Source organism: uncultured Thiodictyon sp. (assembly GCA_903837595.1).
Taxonomy (GTDB): domain Bacteria; phylum Pseudomonadota; class Gammaproteobacteria; order Chromatiales; family Chromatiaceae; genus Thiodictyon.
Map to the genome: position 1 here is coordinate 1 of CAILVI010000232.1, position 16,970 is coordinate 16,970.

General features: G+C 64.4%; 16 protein-coding genes, 1 tRNA gene and 1 pseudogene. All 18 read left to right on the forward strand.

Going from position 1 to position 16,970, the window contains the following annotated elements; genetic code table 11:
• Window positions 1-233, forward strand: a pseudogene (locus QZY44_RS12375) (carbonic anhydrase); the annotation flags it as partial.
• 14 nt (window positions 234-247) lie between these two features.
• On the forward strand, window positions 248-931 hold the full coding sequence (locus QZY44_RS12380; protein ID WP_295446629.1) for an ERCC4 domain-containing protein: 684 nt from the start codon (window positions 248-250) through the stop codon (window positions 929-931).
• A gap of 21 nt (window positions 932-952) precedes the next feature.
• On the forward strand, window positions 953-1,732 hold the full coding sequence (gene gloB, locus QZY44_RS12385) for a hydroxyacylglutathione hydrolase (protein WP_295446631.1): 780 nt from the start codon (window positions 953-955) through the stop codon (window positions 1,730-1,732).
• Window positions 1,725-2,495: a DUF364 domain-containing protein gene (locus tag QZY44_RS12390; protein ID WP_295446633.1), complete on the forward strand. Its 771-nt coding sequence runs from the start codon at window positions 1,725-1,727 to the stop codon at window positions 2,493-2,495. Before gloB ends, QZY44_RS12390 begins: the two co-directional genes overlap by 8 nt.
• A 139-nt stretch (window positions 2,496-2,634) precedes the next feature.
• Window positions 2,635-4,437 (forward strand): translation elongation factor 4, encoded by a 1,803-nt coding sequence (gene lepA / locus QZY44_RS12395; protein ID WP_295446635.1) that lies wholly within the window; start codon window positions 2,635-2,637, stop codon window positions 4,435-4,437.
• 70 nt (window positions 4,438-4,507) lie between these two features.
• Window positions 4,508-5,332: a signal peptidase I gene (gene lepB / locus QZY44_RS12400; RefSeq protein WP_295446637.1), complete on the forward strand. Its 825-nt coding sequence runs from the start codon at window positions 4,508-4,510 to the stop codon at window positions 5,330-5,332.
• A 12-nt stretch (window positions 5,333-5,344) separates the two neighbouring features.
• Complete coding sequence (locus QZY44_RS12405) at window positions 5,345-5,725, forward strand: DUF4845 domain-containing protein (protein ID WP_295446639.1); 381 nt, start codon at window positions 5,345-5,347, stop codon at window positions 5,723-5,725.
• On the forward strand, window positions 5,722-6,411 hold the full coding sequence (gene rnc / locus QZY44_RS12410; protein WP_295446641.1) for a ribonuclease III: 690 nt from the start codon (window positions 5,722-5,724) through the stop codon (window positions 6,409-6,411). The genes QZY44_RS12405 and rnc overlap by 4 nt, the downstream gene beginning before the upstream one ends.
• Window positions 6,404-7,306, forward strand: a complete 903-nt coding sequence (era, locus tag QZY44_RS12415) for a GTPase Era (RefSeq protein ID WP_295446643.1) — start codon at window positions 6,404-6,406, stop codon at window positions 7,304-7,306. Before rnc ends, era begins: the two co-directional genes overlap by 8 nt.
• A complete protein-coding gene (gene recO / locus QZY44_RS12420) occupies window positions 7,303-8,022 on the forward strand; it encodes a DNA repair protein RecO (protein WP_295446645.1) in 720 nt (239 codons plus the stop codon). Before era ends, recO begins: the two co-directional genes overlap by 4 nt.
• Window positions 8,023-8,197: 175 nt before the next feature.
• Window positions 8,198-8,953: a pyridoxine 5'-phosphate synthase gene (pdxJ, locus tag QZY44_RS12425; protein ID WP_295446647.1), complete on the forward strand. Its 756-nt coding sequence runs from the start codon at window positions 8,198-8,200 to the stop codon at window positions 8,951-8,953.
• A gap of 57 nt (window positions 8,954-9,010) precedes the next feature.
• Window positions 9,011-10,219 carry a sugar phosphate nucleotidyltransferase gene (locus QZY44_RS12430; protein ID WP_295446649.1) on the forward strand — a complete coding sequence of 403 codons (1,209 nt, stop codon included), beginning with the start codon at window positions 9,011-9,013 and terminating at the stop codon, window positions 10,217-10,219.
• 293 nt (window positions 10,220-10,512) lie between these two features.
• On the forward strand, window positions 10,513-11,940 hold the full coding sequence (locus tag QZY44_RS12435) for a saccharopine dehydrogenase C-terminal domain-containing protein (RefSeq protein WP_295446651.1): 1,428 nt from the start codon (window positions 10,513-10,515) through the stop codon (window positions 11,938-11,940).
• Window positions 11,941-12,004: 64 nt separating this feature from the next.
• Window positions 12,005-13,366 (forward strand): TAXI family TRAP transporter solute-binding subunit, encoded by a 1,362-nt coding sequence (locus QZY44_RS12440; RefSeq protein WP_295446653.1) that lies wholly within the window; start codon window positions 12,005-12,007, stop codon window positions 13,364-13,366.
• 474 nt (window positions 13,367-13,840) lie between these two features.
• A tRNA-Val gene (locus QZY44_RS12445) sits at window positions 13,841-13,917 on the forward strand.
• A 179-nt stretch (window positions 13,918-14,096) separates the two neighbouring features.
• A complete protein-coding gene (gene thrS / locus QZY44_RS12450) occupies window positions 14,097-16,019 on the forward strand; it encodes a threonine--tRNA ligase (RefSeq protein WP_295446655.1) in 1,923 nt (640 codons plus the stop codon).
• Window positions 16,020-16,203: 184 nt separating this feature from the next.
• Entirely contained in the window at window positions 16,204-16,737 is a 534-nt protein-coding gene (infC, locus tag QZY44_RS12455; RefSeq protein ID WP_295446657.1) for a translation initiation factor IF-3, read from the forward strand.
• A gap of 35 nt (window positions 16,738-16,772) precedes the next feature.
• Window positions 16,773-16,967, forward strand: coding sequence for a 50S ribosomal protein L35 (gene rpmI / locus QZY44_RS12460; protein WP_295446659.1), 195 nt, complete (start codon window positions 16,773-16,775; stop codon window positions 16,965-16,967).
• Window positions 16,968-16,970: the final 3 nt, after the last annotated feature.

Consider the following 16,970-nt stretch of genomic DNA (forward strand, 5'->3'; position numbering starts at 1 on the left):
ACCGCATCCGGCCGTCCGTCGAGGGCCTGCTGCGCACCGAGCTGCGGCACGACATGGAGACGCTGGTGCGGCACGCCGTGCGGGCTAATGTCGGGGTCTCGGTCAGCCATCTGCGGCACGGCTCGGAGCTGCTGGAGCAATTGATCGAACACGAGGGACTGGTCGTGGTCGGGGCCGAGTATTCGCTGGACACCGGGGTGGTCGAGTTTTTCAATGGGATCGAGGTCGCCTAATCGGGGGCTTGTCCATGGCCGCCAGCCAAAGCGTCTGCGTCGTCGTCGATGACCGCGAGTCGGCCGGTGCCGTCCTCGCCGCACTGCGTGGCCACGAGGGGGTCGAGACGCGGGTGGCGCGGCTGGCGCTCGGCGACTATCTGGTCGATGATACGCTGCTCTTCGAGCGCAAGACCCTGCCGGACCTCGTCGCCTCGATCAAGGATGGACGGCTCTTTACACAGGGGTTACGGCTGGCGCAGGCCCCGCTGCCCACGGCGCTGATCCTGGAGGGCACGACGCGGGACCTGGCCGATTGCCGGATGCGGCGCGAGGCGATCCAGGGCGCGCTGGTCGCCCTGACCCTGTTTCTGGGGATTCCCTTGCTGCGCTCGCTGGGCCCGGCGGAGACGGCGCAGTTGATGTTGTTCGCGGCCCGTCAGGGGCGGGCCTTCGCGTCCGGTTCGCTGCCCCGCAAGGGACGCCGGCCGCGCGGCAAGGCACGGGTCCAAAGCCGCATCCTGCAAGGCCTGCCGGGCATTGGCCCCGAGCGCGCCAAGCGGCTGCTGGAGCGGTTTGGTACGATCGAGGCGGTGATGGCCGCTCCGGCCACCGAATTGGCCGGCGTGCATGGGATCGGCAAGGAGACGGCCGCGGCGATTCGCTGGGCGGTGGAGGATGCCGCGGCGACCTATGACCTGGCGGATCTGTCACCCTGAGGCCAACAAGGACCACCATCCATGCTCAACATCTGCCCCATTCCCGCCTTCGACGACAACTACATCTGGCTCTTGACCGAGCCGCCCGGCCGCGACGCGGTGGTGGTGGACCCCGGTGACGCGGCCCCGGTGCTAGAGACCCTGGCGGCCGAGGGATTGCGACTCACCGCCGTGCTGGTGACCCACCACCATGGGGACCATGTGGGCGGGCTCGCTGAGTTGGCGCTGGCCTTCCCGGGGCTCACGGTCATCGGCCCCAACGATTCGCACATCCGCGGCCTGACCCGGCAGGTCGGCGAGGGTGAGGTGGTCGCGCCCCCGGGTCTCACCAGTCGCTTCACCGTCTGGGAGGTTCCGGGCCACACCGCGACCCACATCGCTTTCTTGGGGGAGGGCCTGCTCTTCTGCGGGGATACCCTGTTCGCCGGCGGCTGCGGGCGGGTTTTCGGCGATACCCCGCAGCGCCTGTCCGCCTCCTTGCGCCGCATCGCCGCCCTGGACCCGGCGACGCGCCAGTTCTGCGCCCACGAATACACCCTGGCCAACCTGGGCTTCGCCCGCTGGGTGGAACCGGACAACCCGGCGGTGATTGCCCGTGAGCGCAAGGCGGCGGCGCTCCGCGCCCAGGGCCTGCCGACGGTGCCGTCGGAGCTCGCCGAGGAACTCGCCACCAACCCCTTCCTGCGCACCGGCGAGCCCCAGGTCATCGCCGCCGCCGAGCGCTTTGCCGGGCACCCGCTCCAGGGTCACGCGGCGGTCTTCACAGCGCTCCGGCGGTGGAAGGACACGCAATATGATTGAGCCCCCTGAGCGCATCTACGACTTGCTGATCGACGCGGTTCCCACCGCGGCGTGCGCGGACGAGGTCCTGATCGGTCTGACCTGGACGCTGTGCCGCACGGCCGGCGGCATCGGTCTGGCGATGAGCCCCGGGACCGCCACCCGCACCCTCGCCTGGCCCGGAACACTTGCCGGCCGACGCCTTGCGGAGCTGGCCCCCTGGGTGCGCGCCTGGGACCCCTTTGAGGCGACGGTCGGGATGGCTGCCATCAACGCTGCACTCAACCCCGGCGCGGTCCTGGCCGCGACCGCCGTGGGGCTCACCCCCGGCCCCGCCGCCAACCTGGCCGTCTTCCACCACTTTGCGGACCAACTCGCCGGCCGGCGGGTTGCGGTCATCGGGCGCTATCCCGGCTTGGATGCACTCGAGTTGGGTTGGGACCTGACCGTGATCGAGCGCAACCCGGGGGCCGGCGATCTCCCGGACCCGGCCGCCGAGTTCTGTCTGCCGGCCGCCGACTGGGTCTTCCTTACCGCCACCAGCCTGATCAACAAGACCTTTCCGCGACTCGCCGAACTCTCCCGCGCGGCCACCCTGGTCTTGATGGGGCCCACCGTCCCCTGGCTTGGCGAGCTGCGGGACTGGGGCGTCGACTATCTGGCCGGCGTGCGGGTGACTGACCCACAGGGGTTGCGCCAGACTATCGCCGAGGGCGGCGGGACCCGCATCTTTGCGGCCGGGGTGGAGTACGCGGTGGCGGACCTGCGCCCGGCGGGCGGATGAACCTGCCCCGTTTCTGTTATGATGGCCGACTTCTTGCGGTTCCCCTGGGCGGCCTGCAACGCCGTCGCATCCGCGCCCTGTCCTGCCGGCGCCGCCGCTCCCCGCGATCACCTGACGAGACCAGCGACGGTCCATAACGATGACCGACCTCAGCCATATCCGTAATTTTTCGATCATTGCCCACATCGACCATGGCAAGTCGACCATCGCGGATCGCTTCATCCAGCTCTCCGGAGCCCTGACCGAGCGCGAAATGTCGAGCCAGGTCCTTGATTCGATGGACCTGGAGCGCGAGCGCGGGATCACCATCAAGGCCCAGAGCATTGCCCTGGACTTCAAGTCCAAGGACGGGCGCACCTACCTGCTCAACTTCATCGACACCCCGGGTCATGTGGACTTTTCCTATGAGGTGTCCCGCTCGCTGGCCGCCTGCGAGGGCGCGCTGCTGGTGGTGGACGCCGCCCAGGGGGTCGAGGCGCAGAGTGTGGCCAACTGCTACACGGCGATCGAACAGGGGCTGGAGGTGCTGCCGGTCTTAAACAAGATCGACCTGCCCAACGCCGAGCCGGAGCGGGTGATCAAGGAGATCGAGGAGATTATCGGCATTGAGGCCGAGGATGCGCTGCGGGTGAGTGCCAAGACCGGCGAGGGTATCCCTGACCTGCTGGAGGCCTTGGTGGTCCGTATCCCGCCGCCCAAGGGCGACCGCGATGCCCCCTTGCAGGCACTGATCATCGATTCCTGGTTCGACCCCTATGTGGGCGTGGTCTCGCTGGTGCGCGTCATGAACGGTGAGATCCGTCGCCGCGACAAGATCGTCATGCTGGCCACCGGGCGCAGCCATCTGGTGGACTCGGTGGGGGTCTTTACCCCCAAGAAGACCGAGCGCCCCAGCCTGGGCCCCGGCGAGGTCGGCTATCTCATCGCCTCTATCAAGGAGATCGACGGCGCCCCGGTGGGTGATACCATCACCCGACCCGAACGGCCGGGGGAGAAGCTGGAAGGCTTCAAGGAGATGCGTCCGCGGGTCTTCTCCGGGCTCTATCCGGTGGATTCGGACGCCTACGAGGACCTGCGCGAGGCCCTGAGCAAGTTACGGCTCAACGATGCCTCACTCTTTTATGAGCCGGAGGTGTCCCAGGCACTGGGGTTCGGTTCCCGCTGCGGCTTCCTGGGGATGCTCCACATGGAGATCGTCCAGGAGCGGTTGGAACGCGAGTATGACCTGGACCTGATTACCACGGCCCCGACCGTGGTCTACGAGGTACTGCGCCAGGACGGTGAGGTCTTTCGCATCGACAATCCGGCCAATCTGCCGGAGCCCAATAAGATCAGTGAGGTCCGCGAGCCCATCATCGAGGCCCACATCCTCACCCCCCCGGACTATCTGGGTAACGTGATCAACCTGTGCATCGAGAAGCGCGGGGTGCAGAAGCAGATCCATTACCTGGGCGGGCAGGTGCAGGTGACCTATGAACTGCCGCTCGCGGAGGTCGTGCTCGATTTCTTCGACCGCTTGAAGTCGGCCAGCCGCGGCTATGCCTCATTCGAATACGAGCATAAGCGCTTTCAGGCCTCGGACCTGGTGAAGCTCGATGTGCTGATCAACGGCGACAAGGTGGATTCGCTCTCGACCATCGTGCACCGCGCGGTTTCCCAGTCACGCGGTCAGGACATCACGGTGCTGATGAAGGAGCTGATCCCGCGCCAGATGTTCGAGGTGGCCATCAAGGCCGCCATCGGCAGCACGATTAGTGCCCGCACCACGGTCAAGGCCTTGCGCAAGAACGTGTTGGCCAAGTGCTATGGCGGCGATGTGTCGCGTAAGCGCAAGCTGTTGGACAAACAGAAGAAGGGCAAGAAGCGCATGAAGCAGGTGGGGCGTGTGGAGATTCCCCAGGAGGCCTTCCTGGCCGTGCTGCAGGTGGGCAAGGACAATTGAGGGCCGGGCGTGGACTGGTCGCGGACTGGTCGCGTCTGGCCGGGTTTGAATCTGACTATCTGAGATGTCCATGAATTTCGATTTTCCGGCCTTTCTGGTGCTGGCCTCCGCCGTGACGGGCGGCATCTGGCTGGTGGATGCCCTCGCCTTTGCGCCCAAGCGTCGTGCGGGGGCGGCTGCCGCGTCAGTCGTCAGGCGCGAGCCCATGCTGGTCGAGTATGCCCGGTCCTTCTTTCCGGTCATCCTCATCGTCCTGCTGTTGCGCTCGTTCCTGGTCGAGCCCTTTCGTATTCCCTCCAATTCCATGATGCCGACTCTGCTGACCGGGGACTTCATCCTGGTCAACAAGTTTGCCTATGGTCTGCGGCTGCCGGTCCTCAATACCAAGTTCCTGCCCATCGGTGAGCCGCGGCACGGCGATGTAGTGGTCTTCAAGTATCCGGTGGACGGCAAGACCGACTATATCAAGCGGATCGTCGGCGTGCCGGGCGACCAGGTTTCCTATCGGGACAAGACGATCTATCTCAACGGCAAACCGCAGGGTCAAGTGCCGATCGGGCTCTATACCGGGGTAGCCTCGGGGGCGGGGATGACCGGCGCCCGGGACGCGCTGGAGACGCTGGACGGCGTTGAACACCACACCTTGGCCGTGCCGGGTCGGCCGGACCTGCCGCCCGGGTGCCGGGTGTTGGCCCTGGGGTCGGTGACGGTGCCGCCCGGTCACTATTTTGTGATGGGTGACAATCGCGACAACAGCAACGACAGCCGCTGCTGGGGCTTCGTGCCGGAGGGTAATCTGGTTGGCAAGGCCTTTGCCATCTGGATGCACTGGGACGGCGAGCGGACGGGTTTCCCGCCCATCGCCTGGGGCCGACTGGGTCATCTGATTCAATAGGGGGTAATCAAAATGACGAAGATGCCTGCCATGCAGAAGGGGATGGGTGCGAGCGGCATGCTGTTCGTCTTGGTGGTGGTCATTACGCTGGGGACTGTGCTTTTCAAACTCGGTCCCTGCTATATGAGCTTCTACACCATGACCTCGATCATGAAAGACGTGGCCGCCGCCCCGGAGCCCATCGTGGGGGGTAAGCCGGCCATCATGCGGATCATGGAGAGCCGCATGATGGTCAACAACATCCGCGGCGTCGATGCCAAGTCGTTCACGCTCAAGCAGACGGGGGATAACACCTCCGAGCTCACGGTCGATTATGAGCAGCGGGAGCACCTCTTCTTTAACATCGACGCGGTGCTGACCTTCCATTACACGGTGGTGGTCAAGGGTCGGTGAATACGGACAGCCGCCGCCTGGCCCGCGCCCTGGGCTACCCCTTCGCCCGCTGGGAGTTGCTGCACCAAGCCCTGACCCACCGCAGTGCGGGTGCAGTGAACAATGAGCGGTTGGAGTTTCTCGGCGACGCACTGATTGGGTTCGCCGTCGCCGAGGCCTTGGTTGGCCGCTTCCCGCAGGCCGACGAGGGAACTTTGAGTCGCATGCGGGCCTCGCTCGTCAAACGTGAGTCGCTGGCGCAACTTGCCCGCGGCCTGCAACTGGGGGACTATCTGCGTCTGGGCACCGGTGAACTACGCACCGGTGGCCACACCCGTGACTCCATCCTGGCGGACGCCCTGGAGGCGGTGCTGGGCGCGGTCTATCTGGATGGTGGCTTCGCGCGGGCGCAGGCGGTGGTGACGCAACTCTTTCGCGTCCCGCTGGAGCAACTCAATGATGCGCGTGCCAGTAAGGACCCCAAGACCCGTCTGCAGGAGCTCCTGCAGGCGCGCCATCGCCCGATCCCCGACTATGAGGTGCTGACGGTCGGCGGGACCCAGCACGCCCAGAGCTTCACCGTCAGTTGCGTGCTGCCGGACGATCGATGGTGCAGCCGCGGCGAGGGCAGCAGTCGGCGGCGTGCCGAACAGGCCGCCGCTGAGGCGATGTTGACACAATTCGAAGGACAGGTTGCTCATGGCTGACCAGGCACCGCCGCGTTGCGGCTACGTTACTATCATCGGGCGGCCCAACGTGGGCAAGTCCACCTTGTTGAACCGCATTTTGGGCCAGAAGCTGGCCATCACCTCGCACAAGGCACAGACCACCCGTCATGCCATCTTGGGTATCAAGACCCGCCCCGAGGGCCAGATCCTGTTCGTCGACACGCCGGGCATCCATCGCCGGGGGGAGGGTGCACTCAATCGCTATCTCAACCGGGCGGCCCGCACGGCGATCGGCGATACCGACCTGGTGCTGCTGGTGGTCGAGGCCCTGCGTTGGACCGACGAGGATGCGCTGGCCCTGGAGGCGCTGACCACGGCCGGACTGCCCGCCATCGCCGTCATCAACAAGGTCGACGGCATTCCCGATAAGTCGGTCCTGCTGCCGCACCTGGAATCGCTGGCGGTGCGCTATGCCTTCCGCGAGCTGATTCCGGTCTCCGCCGCCCGCGGCGACGGGATCGAGGCCCTGGAGCGGGCGGTGATCGCGGCCCTGCCCGAGGGTGAGTTTCAGTACCCCGAGGATCAGATCACCGATCGCTCTGAGCGGTTTTTCGCCGCCGAGTTGTTGCGCGAGCAGTTGGTTCAGCGTTATGGCGAGGAGTTGCCCTACCGCACGACGGTGGAGATCGAGCGCTTCGAGGCGGTGGACGGACGCTATCGGATCAATGCACTGATCTGGGTCGAGCGTCCGGGTCAGAAGGCGATCCTGATCGGGAAGGGCGGTGAGGCGATGAAGGCGACCGCCACCCAGGCGCGTCTGGAGATGCAGAAACTGTTCGGCTGTTCGGTCCACCTGGAGGTCTGGGTGAAGGTCAAGAAGAGCTGGTCGAGTGACGAGGCGGCCTTGGCCCGCTTGGGTTATCACGACGGGTGAGCGGCGCCGGCGGTCTGCTCCGGGCCTTGGTCCTGCATCGGCGGGACTATGGCAATACCAGTCTCCTGGTCGAGTTGTTTGCCCAGGGGTCAGGTCGGTTCCCGGCGATTGCCAAGGGCGCGCGCCGCGGCCGACGCCCCACCAGTGCACTGTTGCAACCCTTCCAGCCCCTCTGGGTGGGGGTGGTGGGGCGCGGTGAGGTGCTGACCTTGACCCGGGTCGAGGCGGCCGGGCGCCCCTTCGACCTCGGCGGGCCCGCCCTGCCCTGTGCCTTCTATCTGAATGAGGTCCTAATGCGGTTGCTCGGTCGCCATGATCCCCACGATCCGATCTTTGCCTTCTATCACGCCGCCCTTGGTCAGTTGGCCGCCGGCGAGCACCTGGACTCGGCCCTGCGGCGTTTCGAACTGCGCCTGCTGGAGGGTTTGGGCTATGCTCCGTCCCTGGATCGGGTGGTGGATGGGGGCGCGGCGGTGGTGGCGGATCGTCACTATCTGGTCGAACCTGGGCGCGGGACGCGTCCGGCTCCGGCCGAGGGTGCGGGCGAGGGGGTCTGCGGTGCGACCCTGCTCGCGCTCGCCCGGGGAGATGAGCTCGCGCCCGCGCAGGTGCGCGAGGCGCGCACCCTGTGTCGGCGCCTGCTCGAACCCCATCTTGGTCCCAAGCCACTGAAGAGCCGGGAGCTGTTCCGGCAGTGGCGGGGGAGGGCAACATGAGTACCCCGAAGCGCAACCCCCGATATGGGCTTGCCGGGCGGATGGACCCGCAGGACCACGGTGGCAACATGAGTACCCCGAAGCGCAACCCCCGATATCACTCTGACGGTCGAGCAGGTGGCAGGGAATTGGAGAAGAGCGATTTGTCCGTAAACGAACGCGTCGGGGAGGTCCGATGAATACCAATGCACCAGCTGAGGTCCTGCTCGGGGTCAATATCGATCATGTCTGTACGATCCGGCAGGCGCGGGGGACCCGCTATCCGGAGCCGATCCAGGCCGCTCTGGTGGCGGAGCAGGCGGGGGCGGACCTGATTACCCTGCACCTGCGCGAGGACCGTCGGCACATCCAGGATCGGGACGTGGAGCTGCTGCGCGACATCCTGGTGACCCGCATGAATCTGGAGATGGCCGCCACGGCGGAGATGGGCCGCATCGCCGCGCGGCTGCGTCCGCCGGACTGCTGTCTGGTGCCCGAGCGGCGTGCCGAGCTGACCACCGAGGGTGGCCTCGACGTGGCCGGTCACCGGGCCGAGCTTACTGATTTCTGTGCCATGTTGGCGCAGGCGGGGGTGCGGGTGTCGCTCTTCATCGACCCCGACCCGGCGCAGCTTCAGGCCGCCCGCGCGGTCGGTGCGCCGGTGGTGGAAATCCACACCGGCCGCTACGCCGACGCTCAGGTTGCGGAGCAGCGGACCCTGGAGTTGCAGCGTATCCGTCAGGCGGTCGCCGTGGGCCTGGAGCTCGGACTTCAGGTCAATGCCGGGCATGGGCTCGATTACCACAACGTCAAGGCGGTCGCGGCGATACCTGGGATACGTGAACTCAACATCGGCCACGCGATCGTCGCCCGTGCACTGTTCTGCGGGTTGGATCAGGCGGTGCGCGACATGAAGCGGGTGATCGATGCCGTGGTGGCGCGGCCGGCTTAAATTGCCGTGCCAAGCGTTGTCTGCTTTCCATGACTATCTGAAGGATCGAGCGCTGCCATGCCTTCCAACACCTTGACCTTGGTCCTCGCCGCCAACCGCGGTACCGGACTCGAGCCGCTGACCATCGATCGCCCCAAGGCCGCCGTTCCCTTCGGCGGCAAGTACCGGGTCATCGATTTCACCCTGGCCAACTGTCTGCACTCGGGTCTGCGCCAGGTCCTGGTGCTCACCCAATATAAGAGCCACTCGCTGCACAAGCACCTGCGCGACGGCTGGTCCATCTTCAACCCGGAGATGCGCGAGTTCATCACCGCGGTGCCGCCCCAGCAGCGCGAGGGCCTCAACTGGTATGGCGGTCCATTCGATGCCATCCGCCAGAACCGTTACCTGGTGGAACGCAGCGCCGCCGGTCAGGTGCTGGTGCTGATGGGCGAGGCCATCTATCGCATGGACTATGCGGAGTTGATCCGCGCCCACCGGGAGTCGGCCGCGGTGGTGACGCTCGCGGTGCGCGGTATCCGTGAGCCGGGTTCCGGCGTGCAGCCCCTGGTTCGACTGGACGCCGATGGGCGGGTCCGCGAGTTGTTGCCGGCCCCGGTGGACGGGGCGCCCGGTGGCTTGGACGAGCCGCTCTCCACCATGGGCGTCTACTGCTTCGACAAGTCCTGGCTGCTCGCCGCGCTGGACCCTGGCCGGGAGGGGCCGGACCAGGACCTGGGGCTGGACCTCATCGCCCCGCTGCTCGGCGCGGTGAATGTGTGCGGCTATCGCTTCGGCGGCGCGCGGGGCCGGGTGACGCCGGACCGCTATTGGTGTGACCTCGCCTCGATCGACGCCTATTACCAGGCGAACATGGGCCTGCTGCGTGCCGATCCGCCGCTGGATCTCTACCAGGTCGACTGGAATATCCGGACCTATCAGGGGCAATACCCGCCGGCACGTACCGTGCCGGGGGCGACCAGCGGCACCGAGGGGATCTTCGTCAACTCGATGCTCGCGGCCGGTACCGTGATCAGCGGCGGTGGGGTCAATCATTCGATCCTGTTTCCGCGGGTGCGGGTGCATGACGGCGCCATCGTGGATTCCTCGATCCTCTTCGACGGGGTGCAGGTCGGGGCCGGTGCCAACTTGCGTAACTGCATCATAGAGAAGGACGTGCAGGTCCCAGCCAAGTCGCGCATCGGCTTCGGGGGCAAGCTCGATGCGGAGCGCTTCCCAGTCTCGGCCGATGGCATCGTGGTGGTGCCCAAGGGGTATCGGTTCTAGGGCGTCGGTGCTGCGGCGCGAAGCGTGCAGCGTGGCCGCACCCCGCTGCGCGTGCGCCAGTGATGGCGCCTCAGCGCCACAAGCAGACCTGGTATCACGATTGAGGTTCAGTCCGTGACTTTCGCTTACGCAAACCTGTTGGTTCTTGCCATTGTCGTCCTGACCGGAGTGGGCGACTGTTTTCTTAAGCTCACCAGTCAGCAGCCATCGCCCTTTTTCAATGCCTCGTTTCTGATCGGCTTCACGATCTATGCCCTTGCTAGTTTAGAGGCCCGGTCGGGCTGGGAGATGCGATGTACGAACCTTCCCACAGGTCATGGGTCGACTTCCATGGTCGTCTGCTGATCCTGGGCTTCGGTGGTATCGGGCAGGGGGTTTTGCCGCTGCTGCTGCGCCATGTTCGCATGGCCCCGGAGCAGATCGCCATTGTCAGCGCGTCGGAGAGGGGCGCGGCCTTGGCGGTCGACTGTGGTGTCGCCTTTGCCGTGGAACCCCTGACGCGCGACAACTACCGGCAGGTCCTCGAGTCACGATTGGGCCCCGGCGATTTCCTGCTCAATCTGTCCATCAATGTCTGCAGCCTCGAGCTGATCGCCTGGTGTCAGGACCACCAGGTGCTCTATCTGGATGCCTGTATCGAGCCCTGGTTGGGTGGCTACTGTGACCAATCGGTGCCCCCGGCGAATCGTACCAACTATGCGCTGCGCGAGGCGGCATTGGCCCTGCGGCAGCCGGACGGCCCCCGCACGACGGCCGTCGTGACCCACGGCGTCAATCCCGGGCTGGTTTCTCACTTCGTCAAGCAGGCGTTGCTCGACCTCGCGGCCGAGCTGTGTCCCACCGCAGTGGAGCCGCAGAACCGGGCGCAGTGGGCGGCGCTCGCCCGGCGGCTGGAAGTGCGCGCCATCCATATCGCAGAGCGGGATACGCATACCTCTCGCCAGCGCAAGCAACCCGGTGAATTCGTCAATACCTGGTCGGTCGATGGTTTTGTGGGAGAGGGCTGCCAGCCGGCGGAGTTAGGCTGGGGCAGTCACGAACGTCATTGGCCATCCGACGCCCATCGCCATACCTTCGGCTGCGATGCCGCGATCTGGCTGGGGCGTCCTGGCGCCGGCGTGCGCGTGCGCAGTTGGACGCCCCTGGAGGGTCCTTACCACGGGTTTCTCATCACCCATGGCGAATCGATCTCCATTGCGGACTATCTGACCGTCCGGGATGGCGATGATACACTTTACCGCCCCACCGTCCACTATGCATACCATCCGTGCGACGATGCGGTGCTGTCCCTGCACGAATTGGCCGGCAAAGGCTGGGCGATGCAGCCCCGGCAGCGGCAGTTGGAGTCGGCATCGATCACCGCCGGCACCGACGAGTTGGGTGTACTGCTGTTGGGTCACGCCCGCGACGCCTATTGGTATGGGTCGCGGCTGAGCATCGAGCAAGCCCGGGCGCTGTGTCCTCACAACAATGCCACCACCCTGCAAACGTGCGCTGGCGTGCTCGCCGGTCTGGTGTGGGCGCTGCGGCATCCCGCGGCCGGGATCGTCGAGCCGGAGGAAATGGATTTCCGTGAGGTCCTGGCGGTGGCAATTCCCTACCTTGGAGAGATGGTAGGGGTCTATGGCGATTGGACGCCGCTGAAGGGTCGCAACCGCCTCTTCGCGGAGGACGTGGATGCCGATGATCCTTGGCAATTCAAGAATATTCTGGTTGATTGAGGTCGCCGCCGGTGCTTGATCGCCGTCGGCGACGCTGCTACTCAATACTTGGATGGGGGACATCATGAACAGCTTGCAATATCTTTGGCAGGTCCTGCGTGACGAACGCCGGGCCCTGGTGGAAGTGGTGCGTGAGCAGAAGCTTCTGGTGCTATTGGTGCTGGTGTCGTTGGCCGGTGCGGTCTACTATTTGCAGCCGTTTCCACCGCGCCATCTGATTATGGTCACTGGTCGCCCGGATGGCGCATACAGCATTATTGCCGATAGCGTCGCGCAATACGTGCAGGAGCGTGGTATTGAACTTGAGCTGCACAATTCAATGGCGTCCCTACAAAGTGCCGAGTTGCTTGCCAATCCGAACGGCAAGGTTGACATTGCGCTCATTCAGGGGGGCTCGTTGGACGCCGCACTGGCGTCGCGGATTTATTCACTGGGTAGCGTTGTCTATGAGCCGGTTTGGATTTTCTGCCGGCGCGGGCAATCGGTAAGGCATGAGCACCTGCCGGATCTGGCGGCGCTGCGTGTGGGTATTGGACCCGAGCAAGGCGGTACCCAACAAATGGTCCGGGCATTGTTCAAGCTCAATGGCATCGAGATCGACGGCAACGCGCATTTCATCACCGGACCTTATGCCGAGAATTTTCGAGATTTTCAGTCGGGCGAGCTGGACGTCCTGATCATCGTTTCGCCAGTCTTCGATCCGGCGGTGCAATTCCTGTTACATGATCCCACCGTAGAACTGTTCGCGTTTTCCAAGGCCGCTGCCTATCAAAAGGCGCTGCCTTACATCAGTGAACTGACGCTGCCGGCCTTCTCCGTGGATATCAGGAAAAGATTGCCTCCGGAAGATGTCAGTTTGATCGCGACCACCACTGCCGTGGCGGTCAAGAAGACGTTGCATCCTGATATCCAGACGCTCCTGTTAATGGCCGCCCGCGATCAACTGCGGGCCTCGCATTATCGTTTTTTCGGTAAACGGGGGGAATTCCCGGCCTATATGGACCCGACCGTCGAGGCTAGTCCGCCGGCGCTTCACTATTATGACTATGGGGTGCCGCAGGGGCTGCGATATTTGCCCTTCTGGATGGCTGGGTTTGTCGATCGCATGTGGGTGTTGATTCTTTCCATCATGGCGGTGACTTATCCGCTTTCCAAGCTGAATGTCCAGCTTCGGGCCATCCGCTATCACATCAAGCATCGCCGGCTTTATGAGGAGGTCCTGGTCCTGGAACGGCAGTTGTGCGAGGGATGCTTTGGGATACATGAAAAGCAAGTATTGCATGACCGGCTGACGCGACTCAATCGCCATGCCATTTCCGACCATGTCCCGGTCGGGATGGAGCGTGAATATTTTCATTTGTTGTCCGCCATAGAACTGCTGCGCACGAAGGCTCAGCGCCTTTTGTACCAACGCAACGACAAATAGACGGCTGGCGCCGTCGGATCGGCGCGGGGCGCTGGTATCGATACGAGGCGATGGGCTGCCGGCAACGCTCACGGTGGCGATCGTCGCGGCGGGCGCCGACCAGGTGCCGATCGTCAATGACAACCATCCGACCATCGGGACGGCATGGCGGGCCTGTGTCACGCGGCGCGGGAGACGGGCAGCGGCACGGGCGAACCGGCGCGGCGTTTGGGTGTGGACGAAAAGGCAGCGCGGCGTTTGCCTGATCTGCGCCACGCGAGCAAGGTACAGTTGCTCGTGTGGGCCTTGCTCGCCGCGTGCCGCGGGCCGCCGGTTGGCCGTCGAGGGGCTCGAAGGTCCATCCAGGGTTCCCAAAGTCGGTCCGCGACCGGCCGAGCGCGAACGTTGCAGCTGCCGCGTAAAATTGCGTTTGCCAAGCCCGCCAACCATCGGTAGAATTGCTGGCTCTTGACGACAGGCAAACAGCTTGACGACAGGCGCGTAGCTCAGCTGGTTAGAGCACCACCTTGACATGGTGGGGGTCGTTGGTTCGAGTCCAATCGCGCCTACCAATTCTCAGCCGCCGGCTACCGGCCCGGCCTCCAGCGCCACCGACCAACTCAGCGTGGTAAGGTGGTAGCAAAGGGGGCTTGCGGCCGGTAACCGGCGGTTTTTGTTTAGGTCCCCGCCATGGGCCCGCTCATGTGATCTTTGGTAGCGATCACCACTGAACCGATAAGGATGATTTCCCATGCCCCAGATTACCCTCCCCGACGGTTCCATCCGTTCCTTCGATGCCCCGGTGTCCGTACACCAGGTGGCCGCATCCATTGGTGCCGGGCTGGCCAAGGCGGCCCTGGCCGGGCGCGTGGACGCTCGCCTGGTCGATACCTCATACCTCATTGATGCGGACGCGACGCTGGCCATCGTTACCGCGAAGGATGAGGCGGACGCCCTGGAACTGCTGCGCCACGACGCCGCCCATGTAATGGCCCAGGCGGTGCAGGAACTTTTCCCCGGCACTCAGGTGACCATCGGCCCGGCCATCGAGAACGGCTTTTACTACGACTTCGCCCGTGCCGAGCCCTTCGTCCCTGAGGACCTGGAGCGGATCGAGGCGCGGATGCACGAGATCGTGAAGCGCGATCTGCCGATCACCCGCGAGGTGATGGACCGGGATGAGGCCAAGCGCGTCTTTGCCGAGCTGGGTGAGACCTACAAGGTCGAGATCATCGAGGACATCATCCCGGTCGGGGAGGAGGTCTCGATCTACCGCCAGGGCGACTGGTTTGATGTCTGCCGCGGCCCGCACCTGCCGAGCACCGGTAAACTGGGTGAGGGCTTCAAGCTCACCAAGGTGGCAGGCGCCTACTGGCGCGGCGACGCCAAGAACGCCCAGCTGCAGCGCATCTACGGTACCGCCTGGCGGGACAAGAAGGAACTGCGGGCCTATCTGACCCGCCTGGAGGAGGCCGAGAAACGCGATCACCGCCGGCTCGGCCGCCAGCTCGACCTCTTCCACTTCCAGGAAGAGGCCCCGGGGATGGCCTTCTGGCACCACAAAGGCCGAGTCGTCTATCGCCTGGCCGAGCAGTACATGCGCGAGAAGCTCGCGCAGTACGGCTACGATGAGGTCGAGACGCCTCAGGTGCTGGATCGCTCGCTCTGGGAGCGTTCGGGCCACTGGGACAAGTTCGCCGGCGGCATGTTCACCACCCAGTTGGACGAACACGACTACGCCATCAAGCCCATGAACTGCCCCGGGCACATCCAGCTGTACAATCAGGGGCTGAAGAGCTATCGCGACCTGCCGTTGCGGATCGCCGAGTTCGGGGTGGTGCATCGCTACGAGCCCTCAGGTACCCTGCACGGGCTGATGCGCGCGCGCCGCTTCACCCAGGACGACGCCCATATCTTTTGCACCGAGGACCAACTCCAGGCCGAGGTGGCGACGCTCATCGATATGGTCTTCGAGACCTATCGGGACTTCGGCTTCGACCAAGTGGCCCTGGCCCTGTCGTTGCGCCCGGATCAGCGGGTGGGCAGTGATGAACTGTGGGACAAGGGTGAGGCAGCGCTCGATAAGGCCTTGCGCGACAAGGGCCTGGAGTTCAAGGTTCAGCCGGGGGAGGGTGCCTTCTACGGCCCCAAGATCGAATTTACGCTGCACGACAGCATCGGACGCGCCTGGCAGTGCGGTACCATTCAGGTCGACTTCTCGATGCCCGGGCGGTTGGGTGCACACTACATCGCTGAGGACAACGGCAAGCAGACCCCGGTGATGATCCACCGTGCCATCCTGGGTTCGGTGGAGCGTTTCATCGGCATCCTGATCGAACATTATGCCGGGTTGCTGCCGGTGTGGTTGGCGCCGGTGCAGGCGGTGGTGCTCAATATCACCGACCATCAGGCCCCCTATGTGACCGAGGTGACTAACGCCTTGCGCAAAAAGGGCTTCCGTGTCGATTCGGACTTGAGAAACGAGAAGATCGGCTTTAAGATTCGCGCTCATACCTTGCAGCGGGTGCCTTATCTGCTGATCCTCGGTGATCGCGAGGTCGAGACCCGGACCCTGTCGGTGCGTGATCGCAAGGGTCAGGACCTGGGCGCGTGTGGGCTTGACGCCTTCATGGACCGGCTCGGCGACGAGGTGGCGCGGCGGGTGCACGACTGAGCCGGTGTCCGGGGCGAGCCGCGAGGGGCCGCTCGGCCACTGTCCGGTAAGTTGATATTTTTAGGGTGGTGAAACTGAAGTCACCGCCCGCTGGGCCAGGTCCCCAACCTGTGGGGCGCGTGCCCGCATTGTTGGCCGGGGCGCACCCCAGTCATCGGACAGGGACGGCCTTTTTTTAATCCTTGTGGAGGAACCTGCAATCGCTGCACCAAAGAGAAACCGCGTCAATCGCGAGATCAACATCCCAGAAGTTCGGTTGATCGGCGCGGATGGCAACCAGGTTGGAGTCGTCAGGGTCCGTGAGGCCCTGGAGATGGCCGAAGAGGCGGGGATGGATCTGGTAGAGATCGTTCCGACCGCTGAGCCACCGGTATGCCGTCTCATGGACTACGGCAAGTTCCGCTTCGACCAGAAGAAGAAGCAGAATGAGGCCAAGAAGAAGCAGAAGCAGGTCCAGATCAAGGAGATCAAGTTCCGCCCAGGGACGGACGAAGGGGACTATCAGGTCAAACTACGCAACCTGATCCGTTTCCTCGAAGAAGGGGACAAGGCGAAGGTCACCATGCGGTTTCGCGGGCGTGAACATGCGCACCGCGAACTTGGGCTGGAGTTGCTCAAGCGCGTGGAGAACGACCTTGCCCCGTATAGCATCGTGGAACAACAACCCCAGATGGAAGGACGCCAGATGGTCATGGTGCTCGGTCCCAAGAAACATTAACAAAAACATATTCAGCAAATCGCGAAGTTGAGAACATGCCCAAGATCAAGACCAATCGCGGGGCGGCGAAGCGCTTCAAGCGCACGTCCACCGGCGTCAAGTGCTACTCGTCCTTTCGGCGGCACATCCTGACCAAGAAGACGACCAAGCGGAAGCGTCAGCTGCGTTCCGCCAAACTGATTCATGCGTCGGATCTGAAGTCCGCGCGGCGGATGATCCCCTACTGCTGATCG

What these genes read in the sequence shown, in the direction of transcription:
- QZY44_RS12380 (WP_295446629.1), top strand. Translation starts at nt 248, where the DNA reads ATGGCCGCCAGCCAAAGCGTCTGCGTCGTCGTCGATGACCGCGAGTCG.
- gloB (WP_295446631.1), top strand. Translation starts at nt 953, where the DNA reads ATGCTCAACATCTGCCCCATTCCCGCCTTCGACGACAACTACATCTGG.
- QZY44_RS12390 (WP_295446633.1), top strand. Translation starts at nt 1,725, where the DNA reads ATGATTGAGCCCCCTGAGCGCATCTACGACTTGCTGATCGACGCGGTT.
- lepA (WP_295446635.1), top strand. Translation starts at nt 2,635, where the DNA reads ATGACCGACCTCAGCCATATCCGTAATTTTTCGATCATTGCCCACATC.
- lepB (WP_295446637.1), top strand. Translation starts at nt 4,508, where the DNA reads ATGAATTTCGATTTTCCGGCCTTTCTGGTGCTGGCCTCCGCCGTGACG.
- QZY44_RS12405 (WP_295446639.1), top strand. Translation starts at nt 5,345, where the DNA reads ATGACGAAGATGCCTGCCATGCAGAAGGGGATGGGTGCGAGCGGCATG.
- era (WP_295446643.1), top strand. Translation starts at nt 6,404, where the DNA reads ATGGCTGACCAGGCACCGCCGCGTTGCGGCTACGTTACTATCATCGGG.
- pdxJ (WP_295446647.1), top strand. Translation starts at nt 8,198, where the DNA reads ATGAATACCAATGCACCAGCTGAGGTCCTGCTCGGGGTCAATATCGAT.
- QZY44_RS12430 (WP_295446649.1), top strand. Translation starts at nt 9,011, where the DNA reads ATGCCTTCCAACACCTTGACCTTGGTCCTCGCCGCCAACCGCGGTACC.
- QZY44_RS12435 (WP_295446651.1), top strand. Translation starts at nt 10,513, where the DNA reads ATGTACGAACCTTCCCACAGGTCATGGGTCGACTTCCATGGTCGTCTG.
- QZY44_RS12440 (WP_295446653.1), top strand. Translation starts at nt 12,005, where the DNA reads ATGAACAGCTTGCAATATCTTTGGCAGGTCCTGCGTGACGAACGCCGG.
- thrS (WP_295446655.1), top strand. Translation starts at nt 14,097, where the DNA reads ATGCCCCAGATTACCCTCCCCGACGGTTCCATCCGTTCCTTCGATGCC.
- rpmI (WP_295446659.1), top strand. Translation starts at nt 16,773, where the DNA reads ATGCCCAAGATCAAGACCAATCGCGGGGCGGCGAAGCGCTTCAAGCGC.